We start from the raw sequence: 16832 nt of genomic DNA, 5'->3' as shown, positions 1-16832 counted from the left end.
CTGCCTTCGCGCAGCTTTTTGAGTTTAAATAGATGCTATGCTAACATAGTACAATTGGTTTATTTAGTCATTCCTTATGTTCAAAAAAATATTAATAGCAAATAGAGGGGAAATCGCTCTACGTATCATCCGCACATGTCGCGAGATGGGTATCAAGAGTGTGGCTGTATATTCTACAGCGGATAAAGATAGTTTGCATGTACGTTTTGCTGATGAAGCGGTATGTATCGGTCCTCCTGCGAGTAAAGATTCTTATTTAAATATTCCTAATATCATTTCGGCTGCAGAGTTAACTAATGCTGACGCCATTCACCCTGGTTATGGTTTTCTTTCTGAAAACGCTAAATTCTCAGCTATCTGTGCGGAGTACGGTATCAAATTTATCGGTGCGACTGCGAATCAGATTGAACGCATGGGCGATAAAGCTTCAGCTAAAGACACCATGAAAAAAGCCGGTGTACCAACAGTACCTGGATCAGATGGTTTAATTCCTGACGTAAAAACAGGTATTAAATTAGCTAATGAAATTGGTTATCCTGTCATTATCAAGGCTACTGCTGGTGGTGGTGGTCGTGGTATGCGTATCATTTGGAAAGATGAAGATTTCGAGTCTAACTGGGATTCAGCACGTCAAGAATCTGCTGCTGCATTTGGTAATGATGGTATTTACTTAGAGAAATACGTTGAAGAGCCTCGTCACATTGAAATCCAAGTAATCGGTGATCAATACGGCAAAGTATGTCACTTGTCAGAGCGCGATTGTTCTATTCAACGTCGTCACCAAAAATTAGTAGAAGAAGCTCCATCTCCATTTATTACGCCCGAGTTGCGTGCACAGATGGGTGAAGCTGCGATCAAAGGTGCAACAGCTGTAAATTATGAAGGTGCTGGAACCATTGAGTTCTTAGTGGACAAACACCGCAATTTCTATTTCATGGAAATGAATACGCGTATTCAGGTAGAGCACCCGGTAACTGAAGAAGTAATTAACTTCGATTTGATCAAAGAGCAAATCAAAGTGGCTGCAGGTATTCCTATTTCTGGTAAGAGCTACGAGCCGACAATGCATGCCATTGAATGCCGTATCAATGCAGAAGATCCATTCAATAATTTCCGTCCTTCACCAGGCAAAATCACAAATTTCCACTCACCAGGTGGTCATGGTGTGCGTGTCGATACACACGTATATGCTGGATATACTATTCCGCCAAACTATGACTCTATGATTGCGAAATTAATCTGTACAGCACAGACTCGTGAAGAAGCTATCGCAACGATGGAAAGAGCATTAAGTGAATTTGTAATTGAAGGTGTGAAGACTACTATTCCTTTGCATTTGCGATTAATGCGTGATCCAAACTTTAGAGCAGGTAATTTTACAACGAAATTTATGGAAACTTTCGACCTTTCGGAATACCCGGAAGAAGAGGAAGCGTAAAAATTTTGTTTTGATATTCAATTCATACCATTCTTATCCCAAAGAATGGTATTTTTGTTTTCACTACTAAAAACTAGATATGTCAAATAAAAAACTAATTGACGCCATAAAAGATAAAGGAAAGACACTCGAAGCGGAAATGTCATTTTTCCAGCACCTAGAAGTATTACGATGGCACATCATTAGATCCGTAATAGCAATAGCAGTTTTTGCGATACTTTCATTTTCATTTTATGATTTCGTATTCAACCAAATCATTATGGGGCCAAAGAATTTAGATTTCTGGACGTACCGCATGATGTGTAAGGTTGGAGAATTAATGAATTTAGATGGTTTTTGTGTTGATAAAATTCCTTTTAATATTATAAATACGGAATTAGCGGGTCAGTTTATGTTACAAATAAACTCCTGTTTATTGATGGCACTTGCCTTAGGTTTTCCATATCTCTTATTTGAAATTTGGTTGTTTGTGAAGCCTGCATTGACAGAAGTCGAGCGCAAGTCGGCAAGTGGTTTTGTATTCTATGCGACTATATTATTTGCTTTAGGGGCATTATTTGGCTACTACATTGTCGTTCCTTTGTCTGTTAACTTTTTAGCTAATGTATCATTGAGCGCGGAAATAACAAACCAGATCAAAATTGACTCCTATCTGTCGACTATAGCGACATTAACATTGGGTTGTGGTGTAGTATTTTTATTGCCGATTTTGATATTTATCCTATCCAAACTTGGCTTTATGACGCCGCAATTTATGCGTGCGAGTAGACGTTATGCGGTAGTAATTATATTAATCATTGCTGCTATTATTACGCCTACAGCGGACATTATCACACTATTAACGGTGAGTGCCCCAATGTTTATATTGTACGAGTTGAGTATTTCTGTTTCGGCAAATGTACAGCGTAAGAGAGAATTAAAAGAAAAAGAATTTTATAAGAACTAATATATAATACTATGAAAATTGCAATAGGTAGCGATCACGCAGGATTTGATTATAAAACTCCAATCGTAGAGTTTTTGAAAGAATTGGGACATGAGGTTAGTGATTTCGGACCTTCGACAGCTGATTCTGTAGACTATCCAGACTATGCACATCCAGTAGCTTCTTCGGTAGAAAATCAAGAGAATGAATTGGGAATTTTGATTTGCGGTAGTGCAAATGGAGTAGCTATTACGGCAAATAAACATCAAGGAATACGTGCGACAATTGCATGGCAAAATGAAATTGCGGCATTAGCACGTCAACATAATAACGCGAATGTATTGTGTATTCCTGCGCGTTTTATAGATTTAGAATTAGCTAAAAAAATTACGAATACATTTATTACAACGGAATTTGAAGGCGGTAGACATGCTACACGTGTGAACAAAATTTCTTGTGCATAATTTAATATACACCTACTATGAGAAAAATCCTTTCCTTACTTTTCATTCTACCTGTTGCATACAGTTGTTCGGTGGCTCAAAATCCATCTAAATATGCCAATCTGATTACAGAAGAATCTTCAAAAGAATATTTAACTATTCTAGCAAGCAAAGAATTTGCTGGTAGAGGAACAGGCCAAGAAGGCGGTAAAAAAACGGTTAAATACGCGGAAGATCAGTTCAAATCTTTTGGTTTGCAACCAATCGTGAATGGATCATATCTACAGCAGGTTCCATTATTACAGACCTCCTATAAGGTTGACTCTTTTACGCTAGGAAACCAAACACTAGTATATGGACAGGATTTCTATGTGCAGGGAGATAATAGCACGGCGTCATTCAATGCTAATGAGATTGTGTTCGTAGGCTATGGCATTCAAGATGATAAATTCAATGAATTAAAAAATACAGACATCGCCGGTAAAGTGGTGTTACTTATCAACGAAGGTGAACCTGTAGACGCAGAAGGAAAATCGATCATCACAGGCACTACTTCAAAATCTACATGGTCATCAAGCCGTTTCAAGAGACTTCAAGAAATTATGAAGTTGAATCCAAAATTAATCCTTGCGGCAAGTTCTCAAAATGAGGAAATGATCAAACGCATGAATAATCGTGGCATGATGGGACGTGTGGCTTTGGATAAAGGTAATGCCAATCAAAATCAACGAGTTTCTATTCCGGTTGTACATATCAAAACATCATTAGCTGATCATTTGTTAGCACAAGCAAATACAAGTGTAGAGAAATTCAAAGCACAAAATCTTGCTACCCCAGCGCAACCTCAAGTTATAAAAAGTGCGCTGAACGCTTCTATGGGCGTAAAAAATGAGAAATTTAGCGACCCAAATGTTATTGGTTACATAGAAGGTACAGATCTTAAAAATGAAGTGGTAGTAGTATGTGGTCACTGGGATCATGACGGCATTTTACCTGACGGCACATTCTTCCCTGGAGCTGATGACAATGGTTCGGGTACTGTTGGTGTTGTAGAAATTGCTAAAGCTTTTGCAAAAGCTAAAAAAGAAGGCAAAGGTCCACGTCGTAGCATTTTATTTATCGCATTAGCAGCAGAAGAAAAAGGCTTATTAGGTTCGCAATATTACGTTGAAAATCCAATTATTCCTTTAACGCAAACTGTAGCTTGTCTTAATATTGATATGATTGGTCGTATTGATGACAAACACTTGAACGGGGATCATAACTACATTCACGTGATTGGTGTTAATAAATTGAGTACGGATCTTAAACCAATTGTTGAAAAAGCAAACGCTGAGACAAAAATGAAATTGGATTATGACTACGATCATCCAGAAGAACCAATGCGCTTGTATTACCGTTCGGATCACTACAATTTTGCGAAGAATGGTATTCCATCGTTATTTTTCTTCTCTGGATTGCACCCTCACTACCATACACCAGAAGATACTGTTGACAAAATAGACTTCCCTATGATGGTAAAACGTGAGAGATTGATTTTCTTTACCGCTTGGGAAATAGCAAATAGAGATAAAAAACCAGTTGTAGATATGTCGCTTGAAGAAGCACAAGGTACTGGAAGGTAATTAAAAATACTTATACTAAATAATAAAGCTAGGTCATTAACCTAGCTTTATTATTTTAAGATTTTATATGTATCGTATCGCGGTGAATTGTTTTGAACTTTTCATCTTGATATTCTAAGAAATAGCGGTTTGGAAGTAGCTTGATTTTTATCTTTTCTTCCTTATGTTTTGAATCTAGAATATGGAAATAGTTAATTCCTGTTTCGGTCTCATATTCCGCGAAGAGTTTTAAATAAACTTTTCCTTTCGCATCTTGAATAGTTTCAGGGACGACAATTTCTGTATCTAGAGCTTTTTCTGAAATATTCTCCGCGATTTTCCAATTGTTTCTATAAATCTTTTGCTGTGAATCTTGTAGGTTTATTGCATTGATCTTCGCTAGATAGTCCAATTTGCAAAATTTGCAATTCAGATGTTTTTCACTGCTAATATAATATACTAGACTCAACATTTTTTTACCCTTGTCAAAAGGAATCAATACCTGACGAATGTCTAATCTCCCTAGTTCAAAGTCCTTTTGCAGGTAATATTGATCTTTACCGACTTCCCTCTTTTCAAAACCCACAGTATTTGGTAAATTCTTTTGATGTAAAACTGCTAAAAGATGGTATTGAGGCGATGAATTCGGAACAGCAGAAAAAAGAACTTTTGAACCTCTATTCTTTAGACCAATTTTCTTAAGTACATCTATATCTTGAGCATAAAACTTATTCAACTTAACTCCTGTCTCTCCACCATCTTGATAAGGATAGAAATTCATATACGTCCACACATTTATTTTCAATGCAGGATTAAAATATTCATCCACATCTTCCACAAAAACACTTTCCTTCGCAAACTTGCGAGATGAGCAACTTGATAAGAAAAATAGTACTATCATACTAATAATCCTAACCTTCATATTACATTCTAGTAAGGTCAAGACGTATAGGTAAAGAATATGCAACACGTACAGATTTACCATTTTGAATTCCAGGTGACCATCTCTTAGAAGTTTTTAAAACAGCAATCGCTGCATTTCCTGTACCATGTCCTAAATCTCTTACCACTTTTAAATCACTAAGTGCGCCATCTTTTTCAACAACAAAAGTAACTTGAACTGTCCCCTTTACTTCGGCATCAATTGCAGCTTGGGGATATTTATAATTATCACCTAACCATTTACGATAAGCATTTAATCCTCCAGGAGGCTCTGGTTGAATCTCTACTTGAGAAAACGTTTCATTTCCTTCAACTATTTTTGTTATTTTTCCACCAAACTTACCTTGAATTGTATCTTGCGCACTCTCTGAATTACCATCCATATCCGTCAAATCTAACCGTATTGGCAAGGTGAATTCATAGCGTACTTTACGACCATTTTGAATAGCAGGTTTCCATTTTGGGGATTTTTTTAGCAGCTCCACAGCAGCTTCACCAGTTCCATGACCTATATCTTCTACAATTTTAATATCCGACAACGAGCCATCTTTTTCGACTACAAAATTTGTTCTGATAGTTCCTTTGACACCAGCATCAATAGCAGCTTGTGGGTATTGATAATTTTCACCTATCCACTTACGAAATTCATCAATACTTTCTGGAGGCTCCGGATTTATCTCTGTTTCGATAAAAATTTCATTACCGCCTACTTTTATCGTATCATTAGCCATAATTTGAACTAATGGATTTACAGATTCTAGATGTGACTGCTTAAATACAGTAGAATTTTCAATCTGCACTGACATATCCGATGTTGGCAACTTCACATCTTCCATTTTTGATTCAACCTTTGCTACAACAGTTTTTGCTCTGGAGGTGTTAAAAACTACAGTTGATATTCCAACAACCAATACAGCTGGAATTATGCCTAAATACAAAAAGCGTTTATTGTTTGATGATTTATTCTTAAATAACATCATGATTCTTTTCTTTAAAAACGATTGATTGGAAAACTCATGCACCAATACATTTTGTGGCACTTTGAGCGCATGAGCCACTAATAACTCGGCATAAGCTACTTTATCTTCCGAACTCAATTCATCCGCTATACATTCATGCTGAAATTTGATTTCCTTGCTCATATGATACACCACAGGATTAAACCAGTTCAAAGCCTTGAACAACTCCATAAATAGTACATCATAACTGTGTCCTAGCTCGATATGAATTTGTTCGTGTCGTTCAATGCTTTTATAGGAATTGACTTCTTTACCTAAAAACATTTTATTGAAGAAGGAGAAACCCAAAAAAGGTGCATCAGCTTGAAACATTTTGCGCACATTCCACAGTCGCCAAAATATGATTGATACACTTGCAATCAAACCAACGATATAAATCCATTTTAGAACATCTACCAAGTACAAGGAAGAATTTTGCTGTGCATAGAGGACAATTGGTATATCAATAAACTCGTGTACATTGACCATAGGAATAATAATATCATCCTCAAAAAATGTGGATAAATCTATAAATAATCCAATCGGAATCAGTAATGCGAAAAATGCTGTGCTGAGTAAATAAACTCTGTTCCATTGGAAAAAAGTTAATTTACGAAAGCTGAAATAGTATAAGCTATAACTTAGGACGACAGCTATATTGACTAATAGCAGATAAATTACCATAACGTAAGTTTATAAGTAGTTTATAATTTTATTTGTGCTTGTTGATAATGTTCAAAATATCGTCCAGATCTTTGACATCCAATTTGTTCTCTTCCAAAAAGAAAGAAAGCATCTGTTTGGGTGAATTTTCAAAATAACCACTCAACAATTTGTCTGCTACGACTTTCTTGTAGTCTTCTTTGCTGATCGTTGGAATATATTTATGACTCTTACCATAAGCCTCGTGATTCACAAAACCCTTGGTCTCGAGAATACGAATTATTGTAGAAACAGTATTATATGCAGGCTTTGGCTCAGGTAGACGTTCGATCACTTCTTTTACGAAGCCTCCTCCCATCTCCCACAATTCATGCATAATTTGCTCTTCTGCCTTTGTAAGTTCTTTGATTTCGTCCATAACTCTATTAATAAAAATTAAATTGGCACGTCTGCCTATAATCGATTACTAAAACTAATCTAAAACTATATTTTTAGTTTTACAACTATTTTTTTAGTTTTCGCAAAAAAAAGGCTTCCATACTACAGTGAGTATGAAAGCCTAAACCTATTTGTAACAAAGAATTTTTTAATTAGAATTTACTCGAAGCTAATTTTCGAACCACATCTGCTAATAAATCAATCTCCGCAAATGTATTATAGAATGCAAAGGAAGGACGAACAGAATTTTCAAAGCCTAATCGACGCAAAATTGGTTGCGCACAATGGTGTCCCGTACGCACAGCTATACCATGATCGTTCAATACCTTACCCACTTCTTCATTGCTAAATCCATCTATGGTAAAAGACATGACGCTAGCTTTATCTTTCGCTGTCCCTATCAATTTCACTTTCGTTATTTGTTTAAATAAACTAGTCGCATAATCCAAAAGTTCATGTTCGTATTTTGCAATGCGATCAATTCCGATTTTTTGGACATAATCCAGCGCTGCTGCTAAACCTACTGCATCCGCAATATTACCAGTTCCTGCTTCAAAGCGATTGGGTGCAGGGTGAAAAATTGTCTTTTCGAAAGTAACATCCTGAATCATATTTCCACCACCTTGGTAAGGTTGCGTTTGATTAAGCAATTCTTCTTTTCCATAAACCGCACCTATTCCAGTAGGTCCAAAAATTTTGTGTCCAGAGAAAACAAAGAAATCTGGATTCAAATCTTGAACATCTACTTTGATATGCGAATAGATTGTGCACCATCCAGCAACACTTTAGCACCAGCTGAATGCGCTATCTCAATGATTTGCTTCGCAGGTGTTACCGTGCCTAACGCATTACTGACGTGGGTAAAAGATACAAGTTTCGTTTTATCCGTGAATAGTTTTTTATATTCATCGATAAGCAATTCACCAGCATCGTTTACTGGAATAACCTTAATCTTGAAGCCATTTTTCTGACTTAACAATTGCCATGGCACGATATTCGCGTGATGCTCCAGATTCGAAATAATAATTTCATCACCTTCTTTGAGATTTTCAGCACCCCAGCTATTGGCTATAAGATTAATAGATTCCGTTGTTCCACGTGTAAAGATGATTTCGTTTACAGACTTTGCGTTGATAAAAGATTTTATCGTTTCACGAGCTTTCTCATAGGCATCCGTAGCACGCGCAGCTAATTCATGTGCCGCCCGGAGAATATTCGAATTTTCGTGTTGGTAAAAATAAGCCAAACGATCAATCACCACTTGTGGCTTCTGTGTCGTCGCTGCATTGTCAAACCAAACCAACGGACGACCATTTACGTATTCACTCAAAATCGGAAAATCCTTGCGGATAGCATACACATCAAAATTGGAACTGCGATCTTGGAGTAAATCATTTCCTACAAATGAATATGGACTTCCTAAAGGACTAATAGCAGCATTGAATGTTGTATAGGTTTCCTTTGCAAAAGGAATGTCATCTCCGTATTCAGGTTGATAAGAAATTGGATTATTAAACGCAAAGATATCTTTCGGAATCAAATCCTCTTAGGATGCCGAATTCGCACCAAGATTCGATTGATAGGCGTAAGAATCAGCGAATATCTCGGATATATCTTCCAAACCAGCCGATTGCGACGGATTTGCATAGGAATTTAAAGCATCTCTACCTTCTTGTTTGAAATGTGGAGAACTCCCATCCCCAGCTTGTGCTAATGGGAACTTACCTTCATCTCGAAGTAAAGGATCTTTTAGACTCGTCTGCGGATTCGCTATATTAAATTCTTTATCATGCGCACTGATTTGATCGTAATCCGTAGTCACTTTACGTTGAAAGACACCAGAATCCGAATGACTCACATGCGCAAGTTGATTAAAACCCGATAATCCTTTGAATAAGTGATTGACAACCGATTCTAACTCCTTGTCAGAAGGAATATTATTGAATTGTGACATGTAATTAGTTTAAAATGTGAATACTGCATTATTAATCTTGCATAAAAATCAAGAATTATTAATACTTGTATTCGTGATAATTTGTAACATCCACATCTTCCAATACAGCCAATGCATCATCTACCAATACAACCAATGAGCAGTATAACGAAATCAAATACGAAGCAATAGCTTTGTCGTTGATCCCTGTGAATTTTACCGATAAACCTGGAGTTTGCTCACCAGGAAGATTAGGCTGATATAGTCCTACGACGCCTTGTTTACTTTCTCCTGTTCTTACCAGAATGATTTTTGTTTTTCCTTTCACAATTGGCACTTTATCGGATGGAATAAGAGGAATTCCTCTCCAGGTAATGAATTGCGTACCAAATAATGAAACTGTCGGAGGCGGAACACCTTTACGTGTACATTCTCTACCAAAAGCAGCAATAGCTTGTGGATGTAACAAGAAAAAACTAGGATTTTTCCACACTTTTGTTAATAACTCATCCAAATCGTCTGGTGTTGGAGGTCCTAAACGCGTCTTGATAACTTGTTTCTTTGCAACACTATTCAACAATCCATAATCTGCATTGTTAATTAATTCACTTTCTTGTCTTTCTTTGATTTTCTCAATAGCTAGACGTAATTGTTCACTAATCTGATTGTAAGGCTTACTATACAAATCCGATACACGTGTGTGAATATCAATTAAAGTATTTACTGCACTCAAATTGTATTCTCTGGGATTCTCATCGTAATCCACAAAAGTGTGGGGCAATACACTTTCATCACGACGTGAACAATCTACTTGGATTCCTTCTTCGCCTACAACACGATTTAATCGGAAAACACCAGATTCTACAGGCAACCATTGTAACAATAAGGTAATCCATCTCGGTGTGATACTTTCTAATTGAGGTGCGGTACGGGTAGCAATGGCTAGGTGTCTCGCTGCTACATCGCCTAAGGCGGTTTGATTTTCTTTTGTACTCATGCGTTATTTTAATACTACGAATTAATGTAAAACTATTTAATCTACTATATCTATAGTAAATATAGATTAATGTATTTAAAACAAAAAATTTTAGTTAAAATAATTTATATTAACTCGTATTATAATAATACAATTCGTCCTGACTTGTCCCCTTGTAGAACTAAGAAAATATATTCATTTGATAATCAGTTTTTTATTTAATAAAAAATCGTAATTTGTCGCACTAAGGGTGTTCTATGTTGCGAATTCGTACAATAAAAACAGGTTCTGAAGCAAGAGCTGTTCAGGTGATTTATTATTTAAACCGCAAAAGGGTTATTTATAAACATATTGGTTCTGCTAAGACCGATTCCGAACTTGAAACCATGCTAGTGGTAGCCCAAGATTTCATTGACAATTACGCACCAACACTCCCTTTTGAAATAGAAACAAAATTTGACAACCTACTTTACCTTGATAAAGCCGATTTCTTAGGAGTCTACTATACCTATTTGTACGAGATTCTCTCAGCAATTATTATAAAAGTGGGATTATCGGGGATAAATAAACAATTTCTTTTAGATCTGGTCATTATGCGCATACTGGATCCTTCCTCAAAATTACGTTCTATAGAATTACTTGAAACCTGTTTTGGTATCAAGCATAGCCGGAAATCTTTCTACAAATCAGCCCGAAATTGGTTAAGCTTAAAGGAAGAGGTCGAACAAATCGTAATTAAATTTCTCAAGGAGAATTATGATTTCAATTTCGAACTATTGTTTTACGATGTAACTACATTGTATTTTGAGACATTTGATGCTGATGAATTTCGAAAGCAAGGGTTTTCAAAAGATAATAAATCCCTACAGCCACAAATCTTAGTGGCCTTAATGGTTACTCCAGAAGGCTTTCCTGTAGGTTATGAGGTATTTCCAGGAAATACCTTTGAGGGGCATACCATTCTTCCCGTGGTTAAGGCTTTCATCCAAAAGCACAGTATTAAACAGTTTACAATAGTAGCGGACGCTGCTATGATCAGTAATGATAATGTGGAAGAGCTTAGAAAGGCAGGTGTTAACTACATTGTTGGTGCCCGATTGGGCAATATTGGGAATGAGCTCTTCCAACGGATTCATAGTAGTTTAGTCCGAGAGGATGGAAACACTATTCGACTACAGACAGAAAAGGGATATTTGATTTGCAGTTTCTCAAATACAAGATATCGAAAGGATAAGTATGAAATGGAAAAGCAAATACAGCGTGCAGAAATCTTACTGAAAGAGCCTGGTAAAATCAAGAAAGTAAAATTCTTGAAAACCGATAACAAAGAACCTGCATTGAATAATGAATTGATCAATCGAACAAAGGTTCTTCTTGGAATTAAAGGTTATTACACAAACCTAGAGGAGTCTATTGTAGATAATGAGACCGTAATTAGTAGATACCAGGATTTATATAAAATTGAGCAAGCCTTCAGAATCTCTAAAAATGACCTCAAAACAAGGCCCATTTTTCATTTCAAGGAAGAGCCAATAAAATTACATTTACTAATCTGTTTTAAGGCATTAGTCATTTCAAAGCACATTGAATTAACCACCAATGTTTCTATCAAAAAGTTTGTAACTGAACTCAAAAAAGTGACCGACGCTAGAATGTTTAGTCAAATCACTAACAAGGAAATGAGAATAAGAGCCAAAATGATGCCTATAGTGGAGGATTTAATACGGAAATTAAATCTGCCGCACTAAAAGGCACAAGTCAGGAAAAAATTTTAGTTAAAATAATTTTTATTAACTCGTATTATAATAATACAATTCGTGTTAGACTATTAATCCATTCGCCACCTACGATTGGATTTTTTCTCTGCATTTTTAGATTTACGATCGAGTCTAGCTAATATTTTGGAACGAGGCACTTTGGTAGGAATTCTTCTTTTGCTGGGTTTTAGTGATTCTTGAATAAGAAAAACAAGTTTATCAAAAGCGATTTCCTTGTTTGCTAACTGACTACGACTTTCCGAAGAATCAATTTGAATTAATCCCTCCGATTGTAGTCTATTTTTAAACGCTGAGCGAACCTTAGAACGTTGTACATCATTAAGAAGAATTGAATGTTCAAAATCCCAAATCAAACTCACTTTTGTTTCCACTTTATTCACATTCTGTCCTCCAGCACCAGAAGATCGAGCTGTTTTGTATTTGATTTCTTTTCTTAATTCCTCCAAATTTATAATCATAACACAAAGATTACGATTTTATTGCAAATCGAATGTAAAACCTTCCTTAACTTTGGTTGTTTTAAAATTATAAATAAATCTTCATGAAAATAGGTATTGTTTGTTATCCAACATTTGGTGGATCCGGCGTCGTGGCGACAGAATTGGGTAAAGGTCTCGCGTCTAAAGGTCACGAAGTACATTTTATAACCTACAATAAACCTGCGCGATTGGATTTCTTTTTAGAAAATCTATATTACCATGAAGTATCTATTTCTCAATATCCCCTATTTGATTTTCCGCCTTATGAATCTGCTTTAGCGAGTAAACTAGTGGATGTTGTACGCTTTGAAAAATTGGATGTTTTACACGTACACTATGCCATCCCACATGCTTCAGCAGCCTATTTAGCAAAGCAAATATTGAAGACTTACGGAATTAATATTCCTGTAGTCACCACATTACACGGTACAGATATCACACTTGTCGGAAAAGATAAAACCTTCAAACCTGTTGTTACATTTTCGATCAATGAATCTGATGGTGTGACGACGGTTTCCGAGAATTTAAAAAGTCAAACTTTAGAGTCATTTGACATTACGAGAGACATTAAGGTGATTCCAAACTTTATTGATTTGACACGTTTCGTGAGTAAAAATCGTGAACATTTCAAAAAAGCGATTGCACCTGGAAATGAACGTATATTAGTGCACACCTCAAACTTTCGTAAGGTAAAAAATACACAAGATGTGGTTCGTATCTTTCATCAAGTATCCCAAACTATTCCAAGTAAATTATTAATGGTCGGTGATGGACCAGAACGTAGCAATGCTGAAGAGCTTTCGCGTCAATTAGGCATTTCAAACTCTGTTCGTTTTTTAGGTAAACAAGATGCTGTGGAAGAGATTTTATCTGTTTCTGATTTATTCCTTATGCCTTCATCATCCGAAAGTTTTGGTTTGGCAGCATTGGAAGCAATGGCTTGTAGAGTACCTATTATTTCAACAAATATCGGCGGCTTGCCCGAATTGAATGAACAAGGTGTAACTGGATTTCTGAGTAATGTCGGCGACATTGAGGAAATGTCCAAACATGCTATTCATATTTTGGAAGACTGCAATCGTTTAGAGAAATTTAAGCAAGCAGCATACGAACACGCTCAAAAATTTGAAATCAGCAAAATATTGCCTTTGTATGAAGAGTACTACGAAGAAGCAATCTCGAATTCAAAAAAATAAAACAATTACTTTCTCTATATTAGATAGCAGCAAAAAAATTATATCTTTGTCTTTTGGAAATCTTCCAAAGAAAAAACTATATGAAATATAAACGTATCCTACTAAAACTCAGCGGCGAAGCCCTTATGGGTGAGCAAAATTATGGTATCGACATCAATCGCGTAGCTCAATACGCAAAAGATATCAAAGAAATTCATTCTCAAGGTCTTGAAATTGCAATCGTAATCGGAGGTGGTAATATCTACCGCGGATTAAGTGCAGAAAAAGCTGGAATGGACAGAGTACAAGCAGATTATATGGGCATGTTGGCTACAGTAATCAACAGCATGGCTTTGCAAGATGCTTTAGAAAAAGTAGGTTTAAAAACAAGATTGCTTACAGCTATTAAGATGGAACAAATCTGTGAGCCATTTATTCGTCGTAGAGCAGTAAGACATTTAGAAAAAGGAAGAATAGTAATTTTTGGTGCAGGTACTGGCAACCCATACTTCACTACAGATACAGCTGCTTCTTTACGTGCAATTGAAATCAATGCTGATGCAGTATTAAAAGGAACACGAGTAGACGGTATTTACACAGCTGATCCAGAAAAAGATCCTTCAGCTACTAAATACGAACATATTTCATTCAACGAAGTATACCAAAAAGGCCTTAACGTAATGGATATGACAGCCTTTACGTTGTGCCAAGAAAATAATCTTCCAATCATTGTATTTGATATGAATAAACCAGGCAATTTGAAAAAATTAGCAGATGGTGAACATATCGGTACAGTAGTAAGCTAAGTATAAAATATTAAAACATATGAACGAACTGATTTCTATTGAATTGGATGACTGCAAAGAGAAAATGACTAAAGCAGTCGCACATACGGAGACAGAACTGACTAAAATCCGTGCTGGTAAAGCTACACCATCTATGTTGGATGGTATTAATGTAGATTACTACGGATCGGCAACTCCACTTTCTCAAGTAGCGAATGTGAACACGACGGACGCACGTACTATCGTGATTCAGCCATGGGAAAAAAACATGTTAGGAACAATCGAAAAAGCAATTATCGATTCTAATATTGGTCTTAACCCACAGAATGATGGCGTAGTTATTCGTTTAGTAGTACCTCCTCTTACAGAAGAAAGAAGACGTGATTTAGTTAAAAAAGCGAAAGAAGAAACAGAAAAAGGTCGTGTAGCGGTACGTAATATTCGTAAAGATGCGAACGAATCTATCAAAAAATTGAAAAATGATGGTGCTTCTGAGGATGAAATCAAAGTAGGTGAAGCTGAAGTACAGAAATTGACTGATACATATATTGCTAAAGTTGATACATTAGCTGAATTGAAAGAAAAAGATATTATGACGGTATAATCCTTATAATCTCTTTATGCTACACAAAGGGCTTCCATACGACATGGTAGCCCTTTGTTTTAAAGTTAATTTTATTATATTTACGTTACCATCGTAAAATCAATTATGGGCTCTTTTATTTATCTTTCATGGTGCGTACTAAATGGTGTAAGTTTCATACTTCTCCTCTACTACTTTTTCAAATGTATATCACTAATTAACAAAAAAACAGGAGTTATACCCGCTCTAATTTTCTTTATTGCACTTCCTTCATTATTGTCGAGCTATAACAATGCAAACCAACCAAAAGAAACTAAAGAATCTAATTTTATAACGTTCAATAAGCCCTCAAACAATATTGGAAGCCCCTATCACAATTATTATGTGATTGATGATAAACAATTTGCTAGATTATTTATATCATTAATGTATCAAAAATCTATTGATCCACAGCAATACTCACCATTGAGTGCGGGAACAAACTTATCTGGTCTAGTTGCTGGTGTAAAATGGAAGCAAATATCATTAAACATTACTCCATTAGGAAATAACTCTTTCCAATATGATGTATCAGGGCAATACGAATTTTCGTTAATAGGAATCAAAATATATAACCAATCAAAACGATTTGAGGGGGAAATTGTTTTTGATTAAAACTTAATAATCAACACTAACATGCAAAATTCAAGAAGACAATTTTTAAAACAAGCTGGAATTGGCGCTATGAGTGCTTATTTCGGTTCATCCTTACTTACAGCATGTAGCGATGCTAAAAAAACAACTTTAACAGGTAGTCCAATTAAGAATATAGGTATACAAATTTATTCCCTACGTGATTTATTAAACGATGATCCCAAATTAACACTAGAAACTGTTGCCAAAATTGGATACACGCATATAGAGACTTTTGGAGTTGATCTTGCGAATAACTCTTTTTGGGGCGTAAAAGTTCCTGACTTAAAGAAAATATTACATGACAACGGTTTGTCTACATTTAGTGGGCATTATGATATGAGTAAATACCTAGATCGTAACAATAACGATAAAGAAAGTGTCGAAAAATATATTGAAACAGCAGCAGAGTTAGGGCAGAAATACGTGATTGCACCTGTTAACCCTATGCATGATTTGAATAATTTGAAAATAGAAGATTATCAGTATGCAGCCGATCAACTGAATAAAGCGGGTGAAATGGCAAAAAAAGCCGGCATTAAAATAGGTTATCACAATCATTTTTGGGAATTCAGAGAGTTTGCTAATAATACCAGAGGATTGGACATTATGTTGGCTTTCACTGAAAAAGATTTAGTGGCTTTTGAACTGGATTTATTCTGGATTGAAAAAGCTGGTTTAAATCCATTAACGTATTTTGACAAATATCCTGGAAGATTTGAGATGTGGCATGTAAAAGACATGGATAAACAATTTACTACGCCAGTAATCGGAGAAAATTTTGATCAATTGCCGTTGGATTCAATATTCAAAGAAGTGAAATATACAGAAGTTGGTTCTGGAAATATTGACTTTACAAATATTGTACAAGCTGCCGAAAAATCGGGATTGGTTCACGCTTTTGTGGAGCAAGATGATATTTATTTGCCAAATAAATTTGAGAGCGTTAAGAAAAGTTATGATTACGTGCAGAAGTATTTAGCAAAATAAGAAAAGGGAC

At 35.8% G+C, this 16832-nt stretch carries 16 protein-coding genes and 1 pseudogene; 10 read left to right on the top strand and 7 right to left on the bottom strand.

Annotated elements, in window-relative coordinates; translation table 11 throughout:
* The first annotated feature begins 76 nt into the window (after positions 1-76).
* The 4 genes from accC to GOQ16_RS08195 all read left to right on the top strand — a co-directional run bounded on the left by accC (position 77) and on the right by GOQ16_RS08195 (position 4431).
* Complete coding sequence (gene accC / locus GOQ16_RS08210; protein WP_149913112.1) at positions 77-1438, top strand: acetyl-CoA carboxylase biotin carboxylase subunit; 1362 nt, start codon at positions 77-79, stop codon at positions 1436-1438.
* 79 nt (positions 1439-1517) lie between these two features.
* Complete coding sequence (gene tatC, locus GOQ16_RS08205) at positions 1518-2384, top strand: twin-arginine translocase subunit TatC (protein ID WP_149913113.1); 867 nt, start codon at positions 1518-1520, stop codon at positions 2382-2384.
* A gap of 11 nt (positions 2385-2395) precedes the next feature.
* Positions 2396-2827, top strand: a complete 432-nt coding sequence (gene rpiB, locus GOQ16_RS08200) for a ribose 5-phosphate isomerase B (RefSeq protein ID WP_160068850.1) — start codon at positions 2396-2398, stop codon at positions 2825-2827.
* Between the two features lie 17 nt (positions 2828-2844).
* On the top strand, positions 2845-4431 hold the full coding sequence (locus tag GOQ16_RS08195) for a M28 family peptidase (RefSeq protein ID WP_160068849.1): 1587 nt from the start codon (positions 2845-2847) through the stop codon (positions 4429-4431).
* Between the two features lie 55 nt (positions 4432-4486).
* Here the strand turns inward: GOQ16_RS08195 and GOQ16_RS08190 are convergent, their stop codons facing one another.
* The 6 genes and pseudogenes from GOQ16_RS08190 to GOQ16_RS08165 form a co-directional block, all read right to left on the bottom strand.
* On the bottom strand, positions 4487-5311 hold the full coding sequence (locus GOQ16_RS08190; RefSeq protein ID WP_160068848.1) for a hypothetical protein: 825 nt from the start codon (positions 5309-5311) through the stop codon (positions 4487-4489).
* A gap of 22 nt (positions 5312-5333) precedes the next feature.
* Positions 5334-7034, bottom strand: coding sequence for a M56 family metallopeptidase (locus GOQ16_RS17875; protein WP_160068847.1), 1701 nt, complete (start codon positions 7032-7034; stop codon positions 5334-5336).
* A 28-nt stretch (positions 7035-7062) separates the two neighbouring features.
* Entirely contained in the window at positions 7063-7431 is a 369-nt protein-coding gene (locus tag GOQ16_RS08180) for a BlaI/MecI/CopY family transcriptional regulator (protein WP_160068846.1), read from the bottom strand.
* A 172-nt stretch (positions 7432-7603) separates the two neighbouring features.
* Positions 7604-8709 (bottom strand): annotated as a pseudogene (locus GOQ16_RS08175) (SufS family cysteine desulfurase).
* A gap of 288 nt (positions 8710-8997) precedes the next feature.
* Complete coding sequence (locus GOQ16_RS08170) at positions 8998-9405, bottom strand: hypothetical protein (RefSeq protein WP_160068845.1); 408 nt, start codon at positions 9403-9405, stop codon at positions 8998-9000.
* A gap of 58 nt (positions 9406-9463) precedes the next feature.
* Complete coding sequence (locus GOQ16_RS08165; protein WP_160068844.1) at positions 9464-10381, bottom strand: family 2A encapsulin nanocompartment shell protein; 918 nt, start codon at positions 10379-10381, stop codon at positions 9464-9466.
* Between the two features lie 236 nt (positions 10382-10617).
* Between GOQ16_RS08165 and GOQ16_RS08160 the strand changes: the two genes are divergently transcribed.
* Positions 10618-12108 carry an IS1634 family transposase gene (locus GOQ16_RS08160; protein WP_160068843.1) on the top strand — a complete coding sequence of 497 codons (1491 nt, stop codon included), beginning with the start codon at positions 10618-10620 and terminating at the stop codon, positions 12106-12108.
* A gap of 80 nt (positions 12109-12188) precedes the next feature.
* Here GOQ16_RS08160 and arfB read toward each other — a convergent pair whose 3' ends face one another.
* Positions 12189-12596, bottom strand: coding sequence for an alternative ribosome rescue aminoacyl-tRNA hydrolase ArfB (gene arfB, locus GOQ16_RS08155; protein ID WP_160068842.1), 408 nt, complete (start codon positions 12594-12596; stop codon positions 12189-12191).
* An 83-nt stretch (positions 12597-12679) separates the two neighbouring features.
* Between arfB and bshA the strand changes: the two genes are divergently transcribed.
* The 5 genes from bshA to GOQ16_RS08130 all read left to right on the top strand — a co-directional run bounded on the left by bshA (position 12680) and on the right by GOQ16_RS08130 (position 16822).
* The gene (gene bshA / locus GOQ16_RS08150) at positions 12680-13813 is read left to right on the top strand and encodes an N-acetyl-alpha-D-glucosaminyl L-malate synthase BshA (RefSeq protein ID WP_160068841.1); all 1134 of its coding nucleotides are present in this window, start codon (positions 12680-12682) and stop codon (positions 13811-13813) included.
* 80 nt (positions 13814-13893) lie between these two features.
* Positions 13894-14598 (top strand): UMP kinase, encoded by a 705-nt coding sequence (gene pyrH, locus GOQ16_RS08145; RefSeq protein ID WP_160068840.1) that lies wholly within the window; start codon positions 13894-13896, stop codon positions 14596-14598.
* Between the two features lie 19 nt (positions 14599-14617).
* A complete protein-coding gene (frr, locus tag GOQ16_RS08140) occupies positions 14618-15181 on the top strand; it encodes a ribosome recycling factor (RefSeq protein ID WP_160068839.1) in 564 nt (187 codons plus the stop codon).
* A 105-nt stretch (positions 15182-15286) separates the two neighbouring features.
* Positions 15287-15814 carry a hypothetical protein gene (locus tag GOQ16_RS08135; RefSeq protein WP_160068838.1) on the top strand — a complete coding sequence of 176 codons (528 nt, stop codon included), beginning with the start codon at positions 15287-15289 and terminating at the stop codon, positions 15812-15814.
* A 21-nt stretch (positions 15815-15835) separates the two neighbouring features.
* Positions 15836-16822, top strand: a complete 987-nt coding sequence (locus GOQ16_RS08130) for a sugar phosphate isomerase/epimerase family protein (RefSeq protein ID WP_160068837.1) — start codon at positions 15836-15838, stop codon at positions 16820-16822.
* The last annotated feature ends 10 nt before the right edge of the window (positions 16823-16832 follow it).

The sequence above is a fragment of the Sphingobacterium bovisgrunnientis genome (assembly GCF_009829085.1).
Classification (GTDB): Bacteria; Bacteroidota; Bacteroidia; order Sphingobacteriales; family Sphingobacteriaceae; genus Sphingobacterium; species Sphingobacterium bovisgrunnientis.
This window is presented reverse-complemented; position numbering and strand designations above follow the sequence as displayed.

Coding starts and splice junctions, on each gene's coding strand:
- accC (WP_149913112.1), top strand. CDS start 77: ATGTTCAAAAAAATATTAATAGCAAATAGAGGGGAAATCGCTCTACGT.
- tatC (WP_149913113.1), top strand. CDS start 1,518: ATGTCAAATAAAAAACTAATTGACGCCATAAAAGATAAAGGAAAGACA.
- rpiB (WP_160068850.1), top strand. CDS start 2,396: ATGAAAATTGCAATAGGTAGCGATCACGCAGGATTTGATTATAAAACT.
- GOQ16_RS08195 (WP_160068849.1), top strand. CDS start 2,845: ATGAGAAAAATCCTTTCCTTACTTTTCATTCTACCTGTTGCATACAGT.
- GOQ16_RS08190 (WP_160068848.1), bottom strand. CDS start 5,311: ATGATAGTACTATTTTTCTTATCAAGTTGCTCATCTCGCAAGTTTGCG.
- GOQ16_RS17875 (WP_160068847.1), bottom strand. CDS start 7,034: ATGGTAATTTATCTGCTATTAGTCAATATAGCTGTCGTCCTAAGTTAT.
- GOQ16_RS08180 (WP_160068846.1), bottom strand. CDS start 7,431: ATGGACGAAATCAAAGAACTTACAAAGGCAGAAGAGCAAATTATGCAT.
- GOQ16_RS08170 (WP_160068845.1), bottom strand. CDS start 9,405: ATGTCACAATTCAATAATATTCCTTCTGACAAGGAGTTAGAATCGGTT.
- GOQ16_RS08165 (WP_160068844.1), bottom strand. CDS start 10,381: ATGAGTACAAAAGAAAATCAAACCGCCTTAGGCGATGTAGCAGCGAGA.
- GOQ16_RS08160 (WP_160068843.1), top strand. CDS start 10,618: ATGTTGCGAATTCGTACAATAAAAACAGGTTCTGAAGCAAGAGCTGTT.
- arfB (WP_160068842.1), bottom strand. CDS start 12,596: ATGATTATAAATTTGGAGGAATTAAGAAAAGAAATCAAATACAAAACA.
- bshA (WP_160068841.1), top strand. CDS start 12,680: ATGAAAATAGGTATTGTTTGTTATCCAACATTTGGTGGATCCGGCGTC.
- pyrH (WP_160068840.1), top strand. CDS start 13,894: ATGAAATATAAACGTATCCTACTAAAACTCAGCGGCGAAGCCCTTATG.
- frr (WP_160068839.1), top strand. CDS start 14,618: ATGAACGAACTGATTTCTATTGAATTGGATGACTGCAAAGAGAAAATG.
- GOQ16_RS08135 (WP_160068838.1), top strand. CDS start 15,287: ATGGGCTCTTTTATTTATCTTTCATGGTGCGTACTAAATGGTGTAAGT.
- GOQ16_RS08130 (WP_160068837.1), top strand. CDS start 15,836: ATGCAAAATTCAAGAAGACAATTTTTAAAACAAGCTGGAATTGGCGCT.